This window comes from Methylocystis suflitae, from assembly GCF_024448135.1.
GTDB classification, from domain to species: Bacteria; Pseudomonadota; Alphaproteobacteria; order Rhizobiales; family Beijerinckiaceae; genus Methylocystis; species Methylocystis suflitae.
On the sequence record NZ_JAMRYX010000144.1, the window covers coordinates 1 to 19,852 of the forward strand.

The window sequence follows — 19,852 nt, forward strand, 5'->3', positions numbered from 1 at the left end:
GCCGGCTTCTCGTCGACGGGCTTGGCCTGCTCCGCCAATCGCCCGCGACAGGCCTTCAAAAATTCCTGCCAGCTCTGTCCGCCGAGTTCGTTGGCGGCCTTAGCCGCCTGATATTGCGACCCGCATTCCTTCAATACATTGGCCTGCGCATACGCGTCCCCTGAGCTCGCGGCGAGGGCGACGGCGACGGCCAGAGCGCCGCCGGCCGCAGCGTAAGAAACAGCGATACGGATCCCCATATAAATCTCCATTGATCGACGGCGCGAACCGAGCCGCAACAACTGCGACGGCGCATAGAAGCATGACGCGCGCCATCTGCGCCCGCCGGGGGCGACGATAGTCCCAACTTGGTTGTGAACGCAATCCAAACGCGCGATAAAGCCTGAGCACGCGGCGTTTTTTCGTCCGCTTTTTAAGGGTGAGTCTTGGCAAGCGTTCGGGAACAGCCGGCAAGTTGGCGCGAGCTCGCGGTCGTGTCTCATCTCGACGGGCTGAAACGCTGTCCCTGGCCCGGCGTCGATCCGCTGTATCTCGACTATCACGACAACGAATGGGGGCGGCCCGAACGGGATTCCCGGGCGCTCTTTGAAAAGCTGACGCTCGACGGCTTCCAGGCCGGCCTCTCGTGGATCACCATTCTGCGCAAGCGTGAGGCGTTTCGCGCGGCCTTCGAGGGCTTCGAGCCGGCAAAGATCGCGAGATTCGATCAGAAGCGCGTCGCGGCGCTGATGCGTAATGATGCAATCGTGCGCAACCGCGCAAAAATCGAAGGCGCCGTGCTCTCGGCGCAGGCCTGGCTGGAGATCGAGGCGACGAGCGGCTTTTCGGATTATCTATGGGGGTTCGTGGACGGTCGACCGATCGTCAATCGCTGGACGCGCATGAGCGACGTGCCGACGCAAACCCCACTTTCCGAACGCCTCTCCAAAGATCTCAAGGCGCGCGGCTTCAAATTCTGCGGACCGACGATCGTCTACGCCTTCATGCAGGCGGTCGGCATGGTGGACGATCATCTGACGGGCTGCCATCGCCACACAGGGGGCGAGGGCGGCTGAAGCGATGCGCTCCCCTCCAGCGAAAAATCGTGGGCGGCCGTCGCCCGGCGAGGCGCCCCGCGCCTGGCAGCGCATGTTGTCCGGACGCCGCCTCGATCTGCTCGACCCTTCGCCGCTCGACGTGGAGATCGAGGATATCGCGCATGGGCTCGCGCGCGTCGCGCGATGGAACGGTCAGACCGTCGGCGCGCATATTTTCTCCGTCGCGCAACACAGCATGCTCGTGGAAAAGGTCGCATGCGCGCTTGATCCGACGATCGGCCGAATGGAGCGGCTTTACATGTTGCTGCATGACGCGCCTGAATATGTGATCGGCGATATGATTTCCCCATTCAAGGCGGTGATCGGCGACGCATACAGAAGCGTCGAGGACCGCATATTGGGCGCGATTCTCCTGCGTTTCTCCCTTCCGCCGGCGCCCTCTCCCGCACTGCGGCGCCTATGCAAAGAGGCCGATCGCGCCGCGGCTTTTTTCGAGGCGGTGCAGCTTGCGGGCTTTACACGGGGCGAAGCCGAGCGCATCTTCGGCCGCCCGGCGATCCCGCCGCAGCCCTTCATGGACGAACTCGCCCCGGCTCCCATTGAGGAGACGCAGGCGCGTTTTCTCGCTCGGTTTCGGGCGGTCGACGAAAGTTGAAGAAGAACGTCGGGGAGAGAAATGCCGAATGGGCGCTTGTACGTCTGTTCCCTGACTAAGGTGGTCGACACGGTGCGCGAAAGCGGCGCGCGCTCGCTTGTCACCATTCTTACGGCCGGGGCGTCGCTTGTTCGGCCTTGCGAAATCTCCCGCGAGCGCCATTTGCGGATCGCTGTCTCCGACATCGACGCGCCGCGGGGAGGGCACATCCTCCCTGGCGAGGAACATATTAATCGGCTGCTTGCTTTCCTTGAGGAATGGGACCGCTCCGCGCCGCTCGTCATACACTGTTACGCTGGGGTGAGCCGATCGCCCGCGGCGGCTTTTGTCGCGGCCTGTGCTTTAGCGCCGCGTCGCTGCGAAATGGAGATCGCGCGCGAACTGCGCCGCGTCTCGCCGACCGCGACCCCGAACCGACGGATGGTCGCGCTCGCCGACGAAAGGCTCGGGCGGAACGGACGAATGACCGCCGCGATCGCCGCGATCGGACGCGGGACCGACTGCTATGAGGGAGCGCCCTTCGCCCTGGAATTCGCCGACGCCTAGCCGAGCCGCCGAAGAACTCGCGCCCCTATCCCCGCCCGTCGAAATCGGCCTCACCGCCGCAATCGTCGCCGTTCGAGACGACGAGCCCTTGATCCTGACGACGCGCGCGGATGGGCCGGCGGGGGTCGCCGCCCTTCCCTCCGGACCTTTCGATCCGATCCGCCACCGCACCTTCGAGATCGGCCTGCGCGAATGGGTCGCCGAGCAGACCGGCGCGCCGCTGGGCTATGTCGAGCAGCTCTATACATTCGGCGATCGCGGACGCCACGCCCGCGCCGGCGACCGTGATCCGCACGTCGTCTCGGTCGGCTATTTGGCGTTGACGCGCATCCGCGACGACGCCGATCGGCGCGCAAGCGTCTGGCGGAGCTGGCATGATTTCTTTCCCTGGGAGGATTGGCGCAAAGGCCCGCCCGTGGCGCTCGAGGAAACGATCGCGCCGGGATTGATGGATTGGGTGGCCGAGGCGCCGGACGCCGTTTCCTCCTCGGGCGTCTCGCGCCGGGTGCGGGTCAATCTTCTCTTTGGCGGCAAGGGACGCGCATTCAATGAAGAGAACGTCCTTGAGCGCTACGAGCTTCTTTACGAGGCGGGACTCCTCGAGGAGGCGCTGCGCGATGGTCGCGAATCGGCGGAGAGACGGGCGCCGCTGACGCCGCTCGGGACCCCGATGCGCCATGACCACCGCCGCATTCTCGCCACAGCCATGGGCAGACTGCGCGCCAAGATGAAATATCGGCCTGTGATCTTCGAGTTGATGGCGTCCGAGTTCACGCTGACTGAGCTGCAGCGGACAGTAGAAGCCATCGCTGGACGACATCTGCACAAGCAGAACTTCCGCCGTCTGGTGGAATCAACAGCCATTGTCGAGCCGACGGGGGAAATGTCCTTAAAGACAGGCGGACGCCCAGCGGCTCTATTTCATTTTCGCCGCAATGTTCTGCAAGAAAGGCCCGCGCCAGGGCTTCGCGTCGGCATTCGAGGCTGATGTCGGTCCTTAAGGCGATGTTCACCGCCACATGGTGAATGTTTGCTGAAGCGAAGCCCGCCATGGGTTAGAGTAGAGGTGCGTCTTGGGCTATTTATCGCCGCCCCCCATGCCGGCGCCGGTCATCGTCTACAAGGACGTCGGCGGACTGGTCAGCGATTATGAAGCGCTCACCGAACGATATCGTCGCGAGAACCGCGAGGTCAGGCTGCATGAATGCCGCTCGGCCTGCACGCTGGCGCTGAGCCTGCCGAACGTCTGCGTCTATCCGGACGCAAAGGTCAAATTCCACCAAGCCTATAACGCCATCAACCGGGAGGTCGACCTCGGCGTCTCATCCCGGCTGTTCGCCTCCTACCCGACCGCGGTGCAGGCGCGTCTTGGCTATCTGACCAGAGAATATCGCGTGTTGACCGGGACCGAGCTGATCGCTCTTGGCATGCGCAACTGCGAGGGCGGCCCGACCATGATCGCGAGCCGCAAGCAGCGCGCGCCTTCGACCAGCGTCGCCAGCGCACGGCCCGATGGGCAATCCGGCGCGAGCCTCGCCTCGTTTGGCGACATCGCGCAGAAGGTGCAGTCCGCGGTCGCCACCGCCCTTGCGAGCCCAGGCGGCCAGACGGCCAATCCGATCCATGTCGCCGTCGCCGATCGGCAGCAGCTGACGGGATTCGCGCGTGGCGGCGAGGAGGCGAATGCGCTTCCTGAGCCCGCGCCGCTGCCGCCGCGCCGGCCGCCGTCCGAGGCCTTCGCGGCCCAGGATCGGGCGCCGATGTCTCATGCCTATCTCCAACTCATCAGCGGAGCGCAGCCCATCCTGGGGCCGCAGCTCGTGCGCACAGTGGCCTCGAATTGAGCGGCGGCGTCGCAGACTGGCGCCCGCCGCAGCTGCGAGAGTCGCTTTAGAATTTTACGCTCGCAATTTGGACCGCGTTCCACAAAGTCGCGCTTTTGATTTGCCGCTCCGCGCGCTGTTCCACGCCGTGAGCGTAAGCCTCCTTCGCGATAACGGCGTCTGGGCGGCCGCCGCCGGGTGAGCGGACTCCAGTCGCTTGAAATCAGGCGGCGAACTTTTCAAGGCCTGCAAAAGCAGCATATACGTCTTATGTTCCCCCCTCGCGCAATGGATTCTTATCGAGCCGCGGATACGTTGCGGCGCGGGACTGAATCAACTCGATAGACGAGCGTTATGGCGTCGGATTCTCGATTCCCCATCGTTGGCATTGGCGCTTCCGCCGGTGGCCTGCGGGCTCTCGAGCAATTCTTTCAAGCCGTCCCCGCCGATCTCGGCATGGCCTTTGTGATTATCACGCACCTTGCCCCCGATCGCGAAAGCTTCCTCACGGACATACTCGCCCGCCACACCAGCTTGACCGTCCATGTCGCGAGCGAGGGCCAGAAGGTTGAGCCGAACAGCATTTATGTTTTGCCGCCCAACGCATCTCTGACGATCGAGGGAGGGACTCTCCGACTCCATCAGATCGAGCACGGCCATGCCGAGCGCAGCCCGGTCGATATATTTTTCAGTTCGCTCGCCCAGGATTGCGGGGAATACGCTGTCGGCGTCGTGCTCTCGGGGAGCGGCAGCGACGGCGTTCTGGGAATCAAGGCGATCAAAGAGCAAGGCGGCCTCGTCCTTGCCCAATCGAGCGACGGCACCCAGCCAAGTTTCAGCGGCATGCCCGACAGCGCCATTGCAAGCGGTCTCGTCGACTATGCGGTTCCTGTCGAGGACATGGCCGCGAAGCTGTCAGAGAACCGGCAAAGCATTGGATTGGTCGACGCGCTTGCAGAAGACCGCGCCGGGCGAGGCGCTCATCCTGACGCCAAGTCGATCGAAATGCTTTACGCCATTCTTCGGACTCAGATGGGGCATGATTTCAGCGGCTACAAAAAGCGCACGTTCATACGACGCATTCATCGCCGGATGCAGATCAATCATTGCGATTCGCTTCAGGCTTACGTCAAATTCCTGCAACGCGACCACGAGGAGCCGGCGCGCCTGTTTCGTGATCTTTTGATCAATGTAACGAGCTTCTTTCGTGACGCCGAATCTTTCGAGGCCTTGGAGAAGATCGTTGTGCCGCGTCTCTTCGAAGGACGCGGGGCCGCAGACACGGTGCGCGTTTGGGTCCCCGGCTGCTCGACCGGAGAGGAAGTCTATTCGATCGCGATCCTGCTCCGGGAGCATATGGACAAAACAACCGGGTCGCCGCGCGTGACGGTCTTTGCGACTGATATCGACGAACGCGCATTGTTAGTGGCGCGCGCCGCCCGTTATCCGTCCGCGCTGATGAAAGGCGTGTCGCCCGAGCGGCAAGAGCGGTTCTTTACGAATAACTCCGGCAGTTTTGTCGTCGCCAAATCGGTGCGCGATCTTTGCGTGTTCTCGGTCCACAGCATATTGCGTGATCCGCCGTTCTCGCGCATGGACATGATCTCCTGCCGCAATCTGTTGATCTATTTCGGGGCCGATGCGCAGCGCCAGGCGTTGCCGACTCTCCATTACGCGCTGCGCCCGGGCGGCTTTCTCTTTCTTGGAAAAGCCGAAACGATCGGCCGCTTTTCGGAGTTATTTGCGCCGGTCGCCAAGACGAGCAGCATCTTCCAAGCGCGCGACATCGGCGCCCCGGCGCGCATGCCGGCGTTCGTTAACGGCCTGCGCTCGGCTCCCTTCGTCTCGCATCGGGGCGATCATATCGCGTCAGGAGGCATGGCAGCCCGACAGTCGGCGGAGGCGCGAATCGCCGATCGTTTTGGACCGCCGCATGTGATCGTCAATGAAGATGGCGACATCGTCCATTATTCGGCGCGGACGGCAAAATATCTCGAAGCACCCTATGGCGCGCCGACGCGGCAATTGCTGACCTCGGCGCGCAAGGAGTTGCGTCTCGATTTGCGCAGCGCGCTACGCGAAGCAATCGAAACGCAACGGACTGCGACACGCGATAATATCGCGTTCGAAACTGATCATCATGTCGAACATGTCTCGGTTTCGGTCGAGCCTCTGCCGGGCGGAGCCGATGGCCGATCCGCGTTTCTCATTGCCTTCGAAGAGAAGGAGCTTTCGAAAGATGGGTTCGTCGATTCGAACGCAGCGCCTCAACCGCAAGAATCCGCTGGCGCATCGCCGATCGAAGCCGAATTGCGCGACACGCGCGAAAGACTGCAAGGAACGATAGAGGAATATGAGACGGCGCTGGAAGAGCTGAAATCCGCTAACGAGGAACTTATCTCACTTAACGAAGAGTTTCAGTCGAGCAATGAAGAGCTCGAATCCACAAAAGAGGAATTGCAGTCGCTGAACGAGGAGCTGCAGACCGTCAATCAGGAATTGCTGGCCAAGGTGGAGGATCTCGACCGCGCGAACAGCGACCTCACGAACTTGTTCGCGAGCACCAACGTCGCCACGATTTTTCTCGACCGGGATCTCGTGATCCGCAGCTTTACGCCCGCGGTCACGAGCCTCTTCAATATTATTGCGAGTGACAAAGGCCGGCCTTTGGGAGACCTCGCGATCAAGCTCGATTATCCTGAGCTGCAAGACGACATAAAGAACGTCATGAAGACGGGAGCGCCGATCGAGCGACGGGTGAACCAGAACGTGGCCGGAACGCGGCATTTTCTATGCCGCTTGACAGCCTACCGAGACGCAGAAGGAAAAATCGATGGCGTTGTGGCGACGTTCGTCGATGTCACGAACCTGGCCAGATCAGAAGAACGCCAAAGAACCTTGGTCGCCGAGCTCAATCATCGCGTGAAAAATATCATCACCGTTATCTTGGCCCTCGCCAAACAGACGTTGGCTCGGACGGAGGGATCAGAAGCTTTGATGACCAGACTTTACGCCTTGGCGAGAAGTCACGAGTTGCTCGCGCGGGAAAGTTACGGCGCCGTCAGTCTGGAGGCGGTGGTGCGCGAGGCGCTCACGCCCTATTTCCCAAAGGGCAGTCAGCGGTTGACCCTTTCGGGACCACCGATCACGCTGCCGCCCAAGGCAGCGATGAGCTTTGGCATGATCCTGGATGAACTGGCGACCAATGCGGTCAAATATGGAGCGCTGTCGAACAGTGCGGGCCATGTCTCCATCGACTGGTCTTCGATGGAATCGCCAGAAGACAAAGCATCGACGCTGACCCTTAGGTGGCGCGAGGACGGCGGGCCCCGCGCGGCGGACCCAAAGAAAAGAGGCTTTGGTCTGACGCTCATTGATCGCGAAGTGAGTTACGGGCTGTCCGGCAGCGCCACATATGATTTTGGCGAGACCGGATTCTCGGGAACGTTCACAATTCCGTTGAAACAGCGCCGGAATAGCGTGGAGGATCATGGCGGGTTCAAGGATAGCGGGAAAGCGCGTTCTCATTGTCGAGGATGAGTCGATCATCGCGATGATGCTCGAAAGCGAATTGAATGACGTGGGTTGTGAAGTCGTCGGTCCCGCACCCTCCGTCGAAGACGCTTTGCGGCTCATCGACAAGGAGCGTCTTGACTGCGCCCTGCTCGATTACCGACTTGTCGACGAGACCAGCGGAAGAATTGCTTCCGTGCTGGCTGAGCGAAATATCCCGTTTTTGCTGATGACGGGACATTGCGCGAGCGACCTGCCGTCTGAATTGCGGGACAAGACTCTCCTGCAGAAGCCGGTGACGGGCGCGGCTCTTCGCGCCGCCCTCGAAGCCATTTTGGATTCCGCAGCCGCAGCGTAAATGGCGCCGCGCCGCTTTGATCCGGCGAAGCTTGAGCAATTTTTCGCCACGATGTTACCATAGCGTCAGAATTGGTGGGGAATCAGGGCGGCAGCGACCGCCGAGGGGCAAAGCGCGTCTAGCTGCGCGTTCCGCATATGATTTTTCGCCGTCGCCTCGCGCCGCCCGGCGCAAAGGGCGCCGTTCCGCCAAAAGGTTGGAAGGGCTTGTTGGTATCTGGGGCGACGTCGGTCGAGGCGCGCTTCAAGCGAGACGGGAAGCAGCTATTGACGACGCCTCGCTCCAGCGCGCGCCTGATTTCCTCTCCGCTTTCCACGGTTCTCAGCCTCGTGGTCTTTTGTCTGGCGACGCTTGCGCCGAAGATGACCGAAACCGCCGTCGCCAATGGCGACACAAGGACAATTCATCTCTACCACGCCCATACGCATGAATCGATTTCGGCGACATATCTCGTCAACGGGCAATATGACGCCCAAGTCCTTCATCAATTGAACTGGTTCCTGCGCGACTGGCGACGCGACGAGCCGACCAACATGGACCCGCGCCTCTTCGACGTCGTGTGGGAGGCCTACCGCCACGCCGGCGCCGGCGATCAGGTCGTGAACGTCGTCTCCGCCTATCGCTCACCCGAAACAAACGCCATGCTGCGCGCCCGTTCGCGCGCCGTCGCCAAATATTCCCAGCACATGCTCGGCAAAGCGATGGACACCACCATGCCGGGAATGCCGATGTCGCAGATTCGCGAGATCGGCATGCGCATGCAGCGCGGCGGCGTTGGCTATTACCCCAACGCCGGCACGCCTTTCGTCCATCTCGACGTCGGCAATGTGCGCCACTGGCCGCGGATGAACTACGACGACCTGGCGCGGCTTTTCCCTGACGGCAAGACCGTACATTTGCCAAGCAATGGCCAGCCGCTCGCGCGCTATGAAGAGGCGCGGGCCGAGATCGAAGCGCGCGGCGACGGCGCTTATGTCGTTGCGCCTCGCCGCACGTTTGGCGGCTTCTTCGCGATGCTGTTTGGCGGCGGCGGCGGCGGCGAAGAAGACGACGCGGAGGTCACGGCGCCGGCGCCGAGCACCCGCAAGCAGTGGGCTTCGCTCGCGCCCCGGCAGGCGCGCGGGACAGGCGGCGAAATGGAAGAGCAAGGCGCGGCTGCCGCTGCGACCGACGCCTATCGCTACGGCGCGAAAGAACTTTCGCGGGCGGAGGCCGATTTGCCGCGTGGCGAGACCACCCTATCCGCGCCGGGCGCAGAAGCGCCCGAGCAAGAGCCCCCTGCCTCGAAGCTTCCAACAGTTCGAGCGCCTCTGCCGCCGCAGCGTCCGTCCTCGCTCGCCGCGCGCTTGGACTCGCGAGCGAATGACAGGTCAGCCGAGCTGCAAAGCGCGGTCGATTTTCAGGACGCCGACGCCGCTGACCGCCGTTCAGGCAGAATGCCCGCAACTGATGCGCCGCCACGCCGTCCAAAACTCGCGTCTGCGCCCCTGCCCCCGACTCGGCCCGGTATCCCCCGCGTGAAGGCGACGAGCGCGATCGCGCGGCTGGTCGACTCGCCCAAAAACGAGACGAAAAAGTCTCGAGCGGCGGCCGGCCATGAGTCGCTCGCCTATGCGCCTGAGCCGCCGCAGAGCGCTGAGCCGTCGGACGCCGGCGCAGGGGAAAACACCGGAAAGGCGGTCGCCGAGGAGGCGACAGTTCGCGGCGCAACCCCTCTCTTAGGCCCATCAACCGGACTTCGCGCGGCCGCCCGCTCCCGCGGACGCGGCCATGCGAACAAGGAGGTCTCCGTCGAACATGACGCGGCCTCCGCCGCGCGGTGAAACTTGCGCCTCAGCGCAGTTTTTTGAGCTTTGAGTCCCGCTTCCGCAAGCCACGCCGTCGCGCCAGACGTATAGATCAGGCCTCGGGCTTAAACTCAGGGTAAAAGAGCAACGGCGTTTATCGCCGCGACGCCGATAAGGATTGCGCCTCGGACTGCAAAGTAAAGCGTGCCGGCGATGGCGAGTATTTTGATAAAGCCAATAGCGTCAGGGTCCAACATGGCTTCGCGTCCACTCGAACAAGCCTGAACCTCTCGGGGAGAATCAGTCTTTCAAACAGTCTAACCCCAAACTTGCAAGGAATGTTCCTACTGTCGCGCCAGAGCACCGGGAGCCGACGTCCCCGCGCTCGCGCCGTGAGAAAGTCGCTGACTGGAGGCCGGGGCGCCGCCTCAAAGAGGCCTCAGGCGAAAGCGGGGTCGAGCGCCTTGGCGGCTTCGAGCAGCGTCCGAACCGAGGCGACGGATTTTTCGAACATCGCCCGCTCGGCAGCGTCGAGCTTTATCTCCATCACCCTCTCGACGCCATTCGCGCCAATGACCACGGGAACGCCGACATAAAGTCCGTTCACGCCATATTGGCCGGTGAGATAAGCGGCGCAGGGCATCACCCTTCGCTTGTCCTTGAGATAGCTCTCGGCCATGGCGATCGCCGCGGTCGCCGGCGCATAATATGCCGAGCCGGTCTTGAGAAGGCCGACGATCTCCCCGCCGCCCTTGCGCGTGCGCTCGACGATCGCGTCGATGCGCGCCTGCGTGGTCCATCCCATGGCCACGAGATCCGGCAAAGGCACGCCGGCCACCGTCGAATAGCGCACCGACGGCACCATGTCGTCGCCGTGGCCGCCCAGAACGAAGGCGCTCACGTCTTCGACCGAAACATTGAGCTCATCGGCGAGGAAATAGCGAAAGCGGGAAGAGTCGAGCATGCCCGCCATGCCGACGATCCGCTGCGTCGGCAGGCCGGACGCCTTCTGCAGCGCCCACACCATGACGTCGAGCGGATTGGTGATGCAGATGACAAAGGCGCTCGGCGCATAGCGCTTGATGCCCGCGCCGACCTTGGCGATGACGCCGAGATTGACCGACAGAAGATCGTCGCGGCTCATCCCCGGCTGGCGCGGGACGCCCGCCGTCACGATGATGACGTCCGCCCCCTCGATCGCCGAATAGTCGGAGCCGCCGGTGAGCTTGGCGTCAAAGCCCGCGACGGGGGACGACTGAGCGATGTCGAGCGCCTTGCCCTGCGGCACGCCGTCGACGATGTCGAAAAGAACGATGTCGCCTAATTCCTTGAGGCCCGCGAGATGGGCAAGCGTTCCGCCGATATTGCCGGCGCCGATCAAAGCGATTTTTCTTCGCGACATAATCAAACTCGTTCTTTGCTTCTGGGAAACAGCTACCGCGCTTTTGCGGCGGTGGGAAGACTTCTCGGCGCTTGTCGTAAGCAGAGCCTTACAAGGAGGCGCGGAGCGCTCGCGACCCGAGTTCGCGCTCGGCGGTTCCTGGCGCGCGGAATGTCGCAGGGATTGCGGGACGTCGCGGCGCTCCTTACCTGCGAAGCTCGAGGGGAGCGCGCGTAAGCCGCTCGGTGGAAGGGCGACTCATGAAAAGCGAATTTTTGTTGAAACGCCTGTGCGCCGCCACGATCGCGGCGAGCGCCTGTTTCCTTGGACCGGCCGCGGCGCAGGCGGCGGACCCGGACGAATCCGAGCTTCTGCAGCATTTCGAGAAGGTCGACGTCTGGCACGCTCCCGTCGACTACGCCGTTCGGCACAACAACCAGGACGTCATCGTCACCCGGGAGATGGTGGCGCAGCCCGCGCCCGAGGGCGAGCTCTGCTACATCCGCTTTGATCTCATCAAGGGCGAGGGCGATTACGGCTACGGCTTCAAGCCGGGAGCGCCGCGTGACGCGCATTGGGGGGTCAATGTGCTGAAAAGGGGCACGATTCTCAACCAGCTGGCGTCGCAACTAAAGATGAATGTCATCTATTTTTATGCGCAAGGGCCGAAGACCGAGGCGGCCAAGGCCGTTTGCGCGCGCAAACAGGCCGCGCCCACGCCTGCCGCTGGCAACGCCCATACGGGCCCGTGGGCCGATCTCGTGACGAAAGCGCGTCTGATCCACGGATGGCCGGCGGCGCGCGCTCCGTAACCCGGAGCAGGAAAATGCGGGCGGACGCGCGTAACGCTGGACAGCGGCGAGTGGTTTTGATATTCGCACCGCTCGTTCGAAAAAGCGTCGCGCTCGCGGCGCTCGACGGACGGGCGCATAGCTCAGTTGGTAGAGCAGCTGACTCTTAATCAGCGGGTCCAAGGTTCGAGCCCTTGTGCGCCCACCAAAAATCAAAGACTTACGAAAAGGGGACGGATCGAGCCGAGCTGAGCGGACCCATAGCGGACCCCGCGCAGAGTCGGCCTGCCACGCCTCGCGAGATTGCTCGGACGACTCTCTATCGCTTGAGCGGGACTATGTTGCCGCTCGGCTTTTTTTGGGAGCCGTCGAAACGCGCGTCCGGCAAGGGCGAGGGGGACTTGCGCGCGTCACCCCAGGCTATTTCGATCGTGCGCGTGCGTTTTTGATCACTCGCCTTCCCGAATGTGACTACCAAACCCTTGGCGCGAAGTGTCGCCATGTCGCCGCGTAGTTTCTTGCCAAAAGCGCCGCAATCACGCGGAAACTCTTTCCAGCGCGTCGGACGCGCTTCCGCGCGATCGGAGTTTTTTAACTCAGTCAATAGGGAAGCAGCCGTCCCGCTCCAACTACCGCGACCCTCCATAAAGGCGAGGATCGCCAGCGCGACCGGCTCGACTTCAACGACTGCTTCGGTCGCCTCTTCCGCACTCGCCTCCCAAGCCCTCATGAAATCGCCGTCAGCGGCGAAACCGCGCTCGCAGGCGACGCCGAAGCGGGCAAAATCGATCATACGAGGCGCGCGGCCGAGCGAAATATGCGGGAGCTGATTAAGGCCGCAGGCGAGGCAGTGAAGCAGCGCGCCGAGAATTTGCGGGAGCTCGTTTTCGAATTCCCGCCAGATTTCACTTTCGGACCGTCGCTGTTCCGGCGAGATCGGCGACAGATTCAAAATAACGGCGCGGTCGGCGAGGTCGGATCGAGTGATGGTGTTGGCTATGCCCGTCAATATGACCGGCCGGTTACCTTCGATCAGCGTTTGCGCTGCGTTCGTGAAGTTTTTTCTCTTTGCAAAGCCGGAGCCGGAGGCGATTTGACATAGAGCGTCGGACACCGTCGGCGAAATTTTGCTGACGTTATCATACGCAAGCACGCGCGAATTGTGCGCGTCGACGAAAATGTCGCGAACTTCGGTTGGGAGCGTGCGCAAGGGAGCGACGAACGGATCAATTAGTCTTCGCGCAAATTCCGCCGCCGTGCTCTTTGCGGCTCCCTGCTCGCCGGCGAGGTAGAGAATCGGCCGCGAACGCCGCCCCGGGCGAAGCGAGTCGATGATCCATGTCACGTACAGAATGAATGAATTTTCGTCGAGATTCAAAAAGCGGCGCAGCTGCTTGATCGAGCCGCCGCTTTGTGGCGTCGGCAATGGCTGCATCCCAGCAATGCGTTGAAAGCGCACGGGCGGCGAATTGATCAGGCGCCAGCCGGTGGCGTCTACCTCGGCGACCAAGCCGTCATCGAGGTCGATGTAAATTTTCCCGCCATGCTTCGTGATACGGAAGCAAACGTCGCGGCGCTCGCCCTGCCTTCGCGCAACAGCGCTTAATGTACAAACGGCGGTTTTCACAGCCATGAGCGATGGAGTTTTTTCGAATCTCTCGCGGGCCAGACAAATCAGCCAGTCGCGGAAATCTTCGCTCGCCAGCGAATAAGTGACGAACCGGCCCTCGCCGCATTTCACGTCGGCGAAAGGATCGCCTTTGAGCGAGCAGAAAAAATCGCCCTCTGCGAGGGCGAGATCAATCAGAGCGTCAGCGTCAGGTTTTGGGCTCAGCGATTCGAGCGCCTCAAAAACGTTGTCCGCCGCCATTAATTCTGCCGCCTCAGCCATGCTGCCGAGGCCAAGAGACTTAAATATGCCGTCAAGCACGCGCTGCGCCGTTTTTTTCTCGCCGCGTGTTTTCGCTTCCCGAAGGCGCCGAAGCAGCGCCACGATTGTTTCCCCTTTCGCCTTCTCGATCTCGGACATACGCGATCCTCAACGCAACGCGGCGCAGAGCCTCGGGCAGAGAAAGCGGAATAGCGTGGGTTAAAGTCGCAGAGCTCGCCGTCTGCTGACCGAAGCCGTCAGCTATTGAGGCGCGCCGGGCATGATCGCCCATGCGACGTCAACCAGGATAATAGTCGCTATTGCAGGAAGGACAATACATATGGCGGCACAAGGATCGAACCAAACCGTCGCCGGTCCGGCGCTCGGATTCAAGCAAAGCCGATACAAGGTCCAGACGTAGGATTTGGCGGTCGCGTCCCATATTGGACGAGGATTCCCACTAAACGAGGACAGGCTCGCAGAGTTCACAAGCGATCGGTTGCCTCATTCCCCCGCCCAGCGAACACAGAACCCTTTTCTTCTACCTCTTTGGCATCGGCATTGATGTGTATGTGCGCAATGAGTCCATCAAAGAAAAAACGGTAAATATCAATCTCTTGCCAGGCATCTTCCTTTATGCTTCCTGTTGTCAGATCAGGGACGGGTTCGCGCTTGATTTGGCGGACAGCCGAATAATTGTGTGGGAAACCTCGGGTGATAAGCTGGGTGAGTGTCACTGGATAAAAGTGATATGGCTCTGCTTCTCCATGCAACACCATTGCGCGAAGCTGAGCTTCTTCATCGGGTGGCATCGAAACTGCCTTGAACTCGAACAGAGTAGTTGCAGCGGCGCGCCACAGCAAACTGAGGAAAAAAAGACGAAGGCGGGTGCAGTCCACGCCGTCAAGCTTTCGGATGCCAAAGCGTATTTTGTCGATCCAGGCATGGTCTGACGATTCCAAAGTTATGGTCGGCCCCCAAGAAGACCAGATCAGTTTTTGCTGTCGAAAAAAATTGATGGCCCAGTCATCGTATTTTGCCAAGATGGCTTCGCCATCGGCGGTGACCAGCCGGCCATCATACACAACTTGTCCAGCGCTTGATGTATCTCCCATGGCGTCCCTTTTGCGTGAGGGGAGCACCTGTCCCAGAAGTTTCCGTGAGCGCTTCGGGGATTATATGCGCCCTGACGTAGCGCCCCTCTTTCCCGGTGAGCTTACATCGTCCAATTCTTACGTTGCCGCTCATAGATATAACCCGAGATTAACTTGAAGGCTGACGGTCCTCGCGACGTCTGGAGGGATCGTCTCAGCATCGCGTGTCATGTGTTCACGCCAACCAAAGAGGTCTGGCCAATACATTACACGCTCGCGCCTGCTATGCTCCCGCCATGTGTAGCCCTTTCACGCAACACCTCTCATGGTCATAGGTGTAACAGGGTCAGCAGCGATCAGTCTGGATCGTCAGGCCTATGCCGTCAGCCTATGAACATGCACGTCGTGGCCTCCATTGTTCTGCATGGCAGACATGGCGGCGCGTTCATGTTCTTCGGTCCGGGTTCGCGCCCACAGCAACAGCCCGCCGCGCGCTAATTGCGCCTGCACCCAATTGCGCTGACGACGTCGAATGAATGCGCCGACGCCCACGCCAACCAGGCTGGCGGCCATACCAGTGCTAATGCCCGCAACGATCGCCTCGGCGAAACTGCCGTAGATGGTCCAAACGGCGATCGCGCCAGCAATGGCACCAACATAGAAGAGCAGGCCGATGAGCGCAGCTTTGCCTTCATTAAGCGACTCGGCTTCGATGTAGGAAACGCGAGGAGCTTCATCGCTGTCCTCGATTTCGACCGAGCGTTTCGATCCAATCTTTTCGCGCGTCTTCGTGTCTTCGGTGAGCAGGCTGATTTCGGATCGATCGAATCCATGAGTCATCAAATAGTCAATGGCGGACTGCAGCTTATCAAGCGAGTCGAACAGGCCTACGACTTCGGTAAATTCACGAGACTGTTCGAGCGCAGTCGTTTCATTCGATTCCATGGAGTTTCTCCCGAAGCTCAGTACTCTTGAATCGAAGCCGGCCTCTGTGTGCGCCCCTGCCCATCTGAGCGGTCATTTGCCCTGTGGTCGGCGTATCAAATATCAGCATGCCCCCGCTTGAAGCCTTCGACAAGGCCAAGCGCTAACGGAGCCCCGGAGAAAAGCTCTTCCCCCGCGGCCCCGAGGGCTGCGACGACCGCGCGCGGGGCAACGTGTCGCATTGGCGGAGGAAGCAGCGCTATTTACATACGCGCCGACAACATTCCTCCCGTAAAAAAACTAGCCCGGCCTTGTGCCGGGCTTTTTCATTTCGAGCCAACGAAGGCGCAAAGTCATGGCGCATCGGCGCTCGCGCCTGTTATGCTTCCGCCTATGTGTGGACGCTTCACGCAACACCCATCATGGGAAGAGCTACATCGGCTCGCCGACCTGATCGGGGTCGATCTTATCGAGAAGCACGCACTTAGGAAGTAAAAAGCCAGGCGTTCATGCGTCGGGGAACTGAGTGTGGATGCTGCGCGTTGTCCTGAACCGTCCGCTTAGAGACGGAGATAAGGGAGGATGCAATGCAAAGGCTTGAATTGTTCCTCATCGTTTTAGGCTTTGTCGGCGTCGGCGTTTTCTCCGCACTACTCGGTTAGGAGAGGGGCTAATCCTGACATCCGCCGCATGCGCATTTTAGCGCCACCAAGGAAAATGCCCCGCCGTTACGTCCACGGTCGGCGCGTTTCTTCGCTTCAGGTGTCGTTGGCCGCCCTATCGAGCGAGATTTATTAGTGCGAGGCTAGTGTGGGCGCGTCGGGCATGAGAAAATCAAGGCACTCGAATGCAATGCAGTAGAAGGTCATTGGTTAGTGTTCTCGCCTGTCTGTCGTTCGCTTATTTTTTAGCGGGCACCGCGCGCTAGCGCAGCAGCCTGAAACATCAAAATTTGGCGCTTGGGAAACGCAGTGCTCACCGTCGGCAAATAACGTCAAGGTATGCGCGTTGGTCCAAAAGGCGGCGTCGGAGGAACAGCCGAATGTCGGGTTAATGGTGGCTGTCAAAAAAGCGGCCGGCATGCCCAACGGAGTGATTCAAGTTTTCGCGCCGCTGGGAACTTTCTTGCTGGAAGGCGCGGGGATCAAAGTCGACGAGGCTGAATTCCCGAAGCTGCCATTCTTCAGATGCACTCAGATTACCTGTGCTGCTGAAGGACCTATCAACAACGACCTGATGAGCAAGATGATCAACGGCAAAAATTTGCTAATAACAATTTACGTTAATCCCGGCGAGGGACTTCGCCACATATTCACTCTCGATGGCTTTAAAGACGGCTACAATGCGTTGCGGGAGTGAAAAGCCGAAAGCATGTGCGGCCGCTTCAGCACATCTATTCTGGGATGAGTTGCACCATGAGCATCATCGATAATGCATTGCTCCACTTGAAGCGTGTGGCCAAGCCACACCAAGTTTTGGCGCGCACAGTTGTGATCTACGTCCTTTTTCTCGTTGCTCTGTTTGCCCTCCTCGGATTCATTCGTTACCACTTGAACGAGGTGGGCGATCCGTCCGATGGATTTCTCATCAGCTTGATCGATAATCTCAGCGCGGGAATTATCACCGCTGCCGTAGCCGCGGTTCTGCTCTTCTTCGTTTCCCCCCGTATAAGCCTGGAAGAGAATCTTGCAGTCCTAGACGCGTGGAACATAAATCCCGCTCTAAAGAAGCCTCTTGCAACAACGAGGCTCTACTATTTCCGGGGCCGTTCAGGTCGCTGGGTGCGCACACAGGTGTTGCCGACACTTGCTGCAGCGGCGAGCCGCGAAAGTATTCAGCGCGTCGTTCGCCTGATCCTTCCCAACCCCGCGGATGCTGACGTTCTGCGAGCTTATTCAGATTATCGCAATTCGCTGCCGCACGACTCCACCGATAGCTGGTCGCCCGAACGCATCCGAAATGAAATCCTAGCAACCATTCTTGAAGCCGGGCGGCTGGCGAGCCGCAATATCTTCTTTGAAGCGCATGTCGCACTGCTTACTGACTTTTCCCTATTTCGAGCCGACCTAAGTGATGACGCGCTTATCCTGACCCGTGAGGATCCGAGAATGCCGGGATGGTTTACCACTAGTTCGACAAGGTTCTATGCCTCCTACTTGGAGGATTTACGGCTCGCCGAGCGCCGAGGCCAGCAGGTTCGGCTTTCCGCTTACGAATATCCCGCTGATTTCACGGCTTCTGACGTCGACTCGGCACTCCAAGCCATGAGGATCGAAGTAACCCTGTCCGAGCAGGAGTGCTCTGAGGTGCGGCGCGTGATGTCAAGCACGCGAAGTTCATATGCTTGACTTGAATAGGATATTTGATGCCCTCGTTACCGCCTCATCCGAGGATCGTTTTGAGGCCGCTCTGATGGAGACTCCCCTTGGATCTGCGACTCTGCGCAGTCACCCGCTCGGCTTTAAGGTCGCGCGCGTGTCAAACGGCTCAATTCATTTGCGCCTTCATCTCTGGACCCGCGCAGCTGAACAACCGGGGTTCGAGGTTCACGATCATAGCTTTGATCTGAAGAGCTACGTCGTCGAGGGTGCGATTCAGCAGATTACATTCACGGCGCATGAGGACCCTGATGGCGACCGATGCGTCTACCAAGTTGCCTATGGGGAAAGTCGCTCATCTCTCCGCAAAACTGATATTGCCGTGCGACTAGAGGAGCCGCGGCAAAGCGTTTTCCGCGCCGGAACGACCTACTTCTTGCCAGCCGGCCAACTTCATATGGCCGAGCGTCACTACTGCGCATTGGCCGTTAGTTTGGCGCTGACCCACGAGAAAGGCGGACAGCCCCTCACTATCGGACCACGAAACGGCCCCTCCGAGCTCGTCGCTGCGCGATCGCTGTTAAGTGAACGCTCACTCATGGAGCTCGGCTTGCGAGCCGCCCTAAGCTTCTAATCGGTGGAGCTGTCCGATTTGATCGGCCAGCCGCGCAATCTCGCACCCCGCTATAACATCGCGCCGACGACGCAAATCGAAGTTATCCGCCTCGCCGAAAACGGGCAAAGAGCTGGCGCCGATACGCTGGGGCCTTGTGCCATCATGGTGGGAAAAGCCCTTCAACAAGCTGCATGTCGCGATGCTGCATCATTCCAGCATCAGCTACAGGAACAATCCATTCGGATTCTGGGTTTTGCCGGTAAGGGACATGGACATGCTTCTTTGTCGGACGCGAAAAAAGCGGCCTTTAGGAAGCTGGCCGACTACAACCCATGGTCTTAAAGGATGTGCCTATGCGTAAGAGCTTCAAATCCAGTCTGGCCGTCGCGTTGTGCGGGGTAATGGCTCTCACGGCGATGCCGACCGAGGTTCTGGCCGGCCCGATGAGCGCGACAGCGCCGACCGACATCGGCCTCAAGGCCCCCATCGAGACGGTACACTGCCGGCGGCACTGCCATTGGCGTTACGTTCGCTATTACCATCCGCGTCGCTATTACCGTTACGGTTATCGTTACGACCCCGCCGGGGCGATCTTCGCCGGCGCAGCGCTCGGGTTGATGGGCGCGGGCATCGCGGCCGCCACGGCGCCCCGCTACTACGGCTGGGGCTACCCCTATGGCGGCTGGGGGTGGTGATTTAGATCAGGAGTTGTCATTTTCCGATCAGGGTCCTCGTTGACAGATCGGTGCCGGCGACTCCCGCTACCTTCACGCCGCCGCTGCGCATCCGCCAGTAGCGGCAAGTCCTTCGCGGTCGAAGACGCGAACGGCGTTGCGCTCGCGGGCTCGTCATTCGGCTCTCCAGCGCCGACGCCAAGGCGGTTGCGCAGGCAATGGCGAGAGCGCTGACGGCGGAAGCTGAGGGCCGCGCGAAACAACGCACTTAGGAAGTAAAAAGCCAGGCGTTCGTGCGTCGGGGGAACTGAGTGTGGATGCTGCGCGTTGTCCTGAACCGTCCGCTTAGAGACGGAGATAAGGGAGGATGCAATGCAAAAGCTTGAGTTGTTCCTCATCGTTTTAGGCTTTGTCGGCGTCGGCGTTTTCTCCGCGCTGTCAATCGGCTCACAAAATTGACCCCAT

Annotated in this window: 18 protein-coding genes, 1 tRNA gene and 1 pseudogene; 15 read left to right on the top strand and 5 right to left on the bottom strand. The window is 60.5% G+C overall.

All coding sequences use genetic code 11. From position 1 onward, the window contains the following. Nucleotides 1–239: pseudogene (locus NEI07_RS10905) on the bottom strand (hypothetical protein); the annotation flags it as partial. A 234-nt stretch (nt 240–473) separates the two neighbouring features. Between NEI07_RS10905 and NEI07_RS10910 the strand changes: the two are divergent. The 8 genes from NEI07_RS10910 to NEI07_RS10945 all read left to right on the top strand — a co-directional run bounded on the left by NEI07_RS10910 (nt 474) and on the right by NEI07_RS10945 (nt 9,755). Further along, a complete protein-coding gene (locus NEI07_RS10910; RefSeq protein ID WP_407659886.1) occupies nt 474–1,055 on the top strand; it encodes a DNA-3-methyladenine glycosylase I in 582 nt (193 codons plus the stop codon). Between the two features lie 4 nt (nt 1,056–1,059). Then, nucleotides 1,060–1,692: an HD family hydrolase gene (locus NEI07_RS10915; protein WP_256034537.1), complete on the top strand. Its 633-nt coding sequence runs from the start codon at nt 1,060–1,062 to the stop codon at nt 1,690–1,692. Nucleotides 1,693–1,713: 21 nt separating this feature from the next. After that, nucleotides 1,714–2,238, top strand: coding sequence for a tyrosine phosphatase family protein (locus NEI07_RS10920; protein WP_256034540.1), 525 nt, complete (start codon nt 1,714–1,716; stop codon nt 2,236–2,238). Continuing rightward, nucleotides 2,198–3,226, top strand: coding sequence for an NUDIX hydrolase (locus tag NEI07_RS10925; protein WP_256034541.1), 1,029 nt, complete (start codon nt 2,198–2,200; stop codon nt 3,224–3,226). Before NEI07_RS10920 ends, NEI07_RS10925 begins: the two co-directional genes overlap by 41 nt. 109 nt (nt 3,227–3,335) lie before the next feature. Next, complete coding sequence (locus NEI07_RS10930) at nt 3,336–4,082, top strand: hypothetical protein (RefSeq protein WP_256034543.1); 747 nt, start codon at nt 3,336–3,338, stop codon at nt 4,080–4,082. Between the two features lie 333 nt (nt 4,083–4,415). Then, nucleotides 4,416–7,601 carry a chemotaxis protein CheB gene (locus tag NEI07_RS10935; RefSeq protein ID WP_256034544.1) on the top strand — a complete coding sequence of 1,062 codons (3,186 nt, stop codon included), beginning with the start codon at nt 4,416–4,418 and terminating at the stop codon, nt 7,599–7,601. Continuing rightward, a complete protein-coding gene (locus tag NEI07_RS10940; protein WP_256034545.1) occupies nt 7,552–7,932 on the top strand; it encodes a response regulator in 381 nt (126 codons plus the stop codon). Before NEI07_RS10935 ends, NEI07_RS10940 begins: the two co-directional genes overlap by 50 nt. 266 nt (nt 7,933–8,198) lie before the next feature. Further along, the gene (locus tag NEI07_RS10945; protein WP_407659887.1) at nt 8,199–9,755 is read left to right on the top strand and encodes a DUF882 domain-containing protein; all 1,557 of its coding nucleotides are present in this window, start codon (nt 8,199–8,201) and stop codon (nt 9,753–9,755) included. 403 nt (nt 9,756–10,158) lie between these two features. On the opposite strand, the gene mdh is transcribed toward NEI07_RS10945, so the two are convergent. Next, nucleotides 10,159–11,121: a malate dehydrogenase gene (gene mdh, locus NEI07_RS10950; protein ID WP_256034546.1), complete on the bottom strand. Its 963-nt coding sequence runs from the start codon at nt 11,119–11,121 to the stop codon at nt 10,159–10,161. A 239-nt stretch (nt 11,122–11,360) separates the two neighbouring features. Here mdh and NEI07_RS10955 point away from each other — a divergent pair, with 239 nt between their 5' ends. Continuing rightward, nucleotides 11,361–11,912: a hypothetical protein gene (locus NEI07_RS10955; protein WP_256034547.1), complete on the top strand. Its 552-nt coding sequence runs from the start codon at nt 11,361–11,363 to the stop codon at nt 11,910–11,912. 111 nt (nt 11,913–12,023) lie between these two features. Then, nucleotides 12,024–12,099 (top strand) — tRNA-Lys (locus NEI07_RS10960). 111 nt (nt 12,100–12,210) lie between these two features. On the opposite strand, the gene NEI07_RS10965 is transcribed toward NEI07_RS10960, so the two are convergent. The 3 genes from NEI07_RS10965 to NEI07_RS10975 all read right to left on the bottom strand — a co-directional run bounded on the left by NEI07_RS10965 (nt 12,211) and on the right by NEI07_RS10975 (nt 15,800). After that, complete coding sequence (locus NEI07_RS10965; RefSeq protein WP_256034549.1) at nt 12,211–13,920, bottom strand: hypothetical protein; 1,710 nt, start codon at nt 13,918–13,920, stop codon at nt 12,211–12,213. Between the two features lie 326 nt (nt 13,921–14,246). After that, complete coding sequence (locus NEI07_RS10970) at nt 14,247–14,876, bottom strand: hypothetical protein (RefSeq protein WP_256034552.1); 630 nt, start codon at nt 14,874–14,876, stop codon at nt 14,247–14,249. Between the two features lie 354 nt (nt 14,877–15,230). After that, the gene (locus NEI07_RS10975) at nt 15,231–15,800 is read right to left on the bottom strand and encodes a DUF3600 domain-containing protein (protein WP_256034555.1); all 570 of its coding nucleotides are present in this window, start codon (nt 15,798–15,800) and stop codon (nt 15,231–15,233) included. Between the two features lie 864 nt (nt 15,801–16,664). Between NEI07_RS10975 and NEI07_RS10980 the strand changes: the two genes are divergently transcribed. From NEI07_RS10980 to NEI07_RS11000, 5 genes are read left to right on the top strand one after another with little or no spacing between them, the layout of a single operon-like run. Beyond that, entirely contained in the window at nt 16,665–17,138 is a 474-nt protein-coding gene (locus tag NEI07_RS10980) for an invasion associated locus B family protein (protein WP_256034565.1), read from the top strand. Between the two features lie 56 nt (nt 17,139–17,194). Continuing rightward, nucleotides 17,195–18,127, top strand: a complete 933-nt coding sequence (locus NEI07_RS10985; protein WP_256034557.1) for a hypothetical protein — start codon at nt 17,195–17,197, stop codon at nt 18,125–18,127. Then, complete coding sequence (locus tag NEI07_RS10990) at nt 18,120–18,731, top strand: hypothetical protein (RefSeq protein WP_256034560.1); 612 nt, start codon at nt 18,120–18,122, stop codon at nt 18,729–18,731. The genes NEI07_RS10985 and NEI07_RS10990 overlap by 8 nt, the downstream gene beginning before the upstream one ends. Before the next feature lie 18 nt (nt 18,732–18,749). Then, the gene (locus NEI07_RS10995; RefSeq protein WP_256034561.1) at nt 18,750–19,055 is read left to right on the top strand and encodes an SOS response-associated peptidase; all 306 of its coding nucleotides are present in this window, start codon (nt 18,750–18,752) and stop codon (nt 19,053–19,055) included. An 11-nt stretch (nt 19,056–19,066) separates the two neighbouring features. Continuing rightward, entirely contained in the window at nt 19,067–19,408 is a 342-nt protein-coding gene (locus tag NEI07_RS11000) for a hypothetical protein (RefSeq protein ID WP_256034562.1), read from the top strand. Nucleotides 19,409–19,852 lie beyond the last annotated feature (444 nt).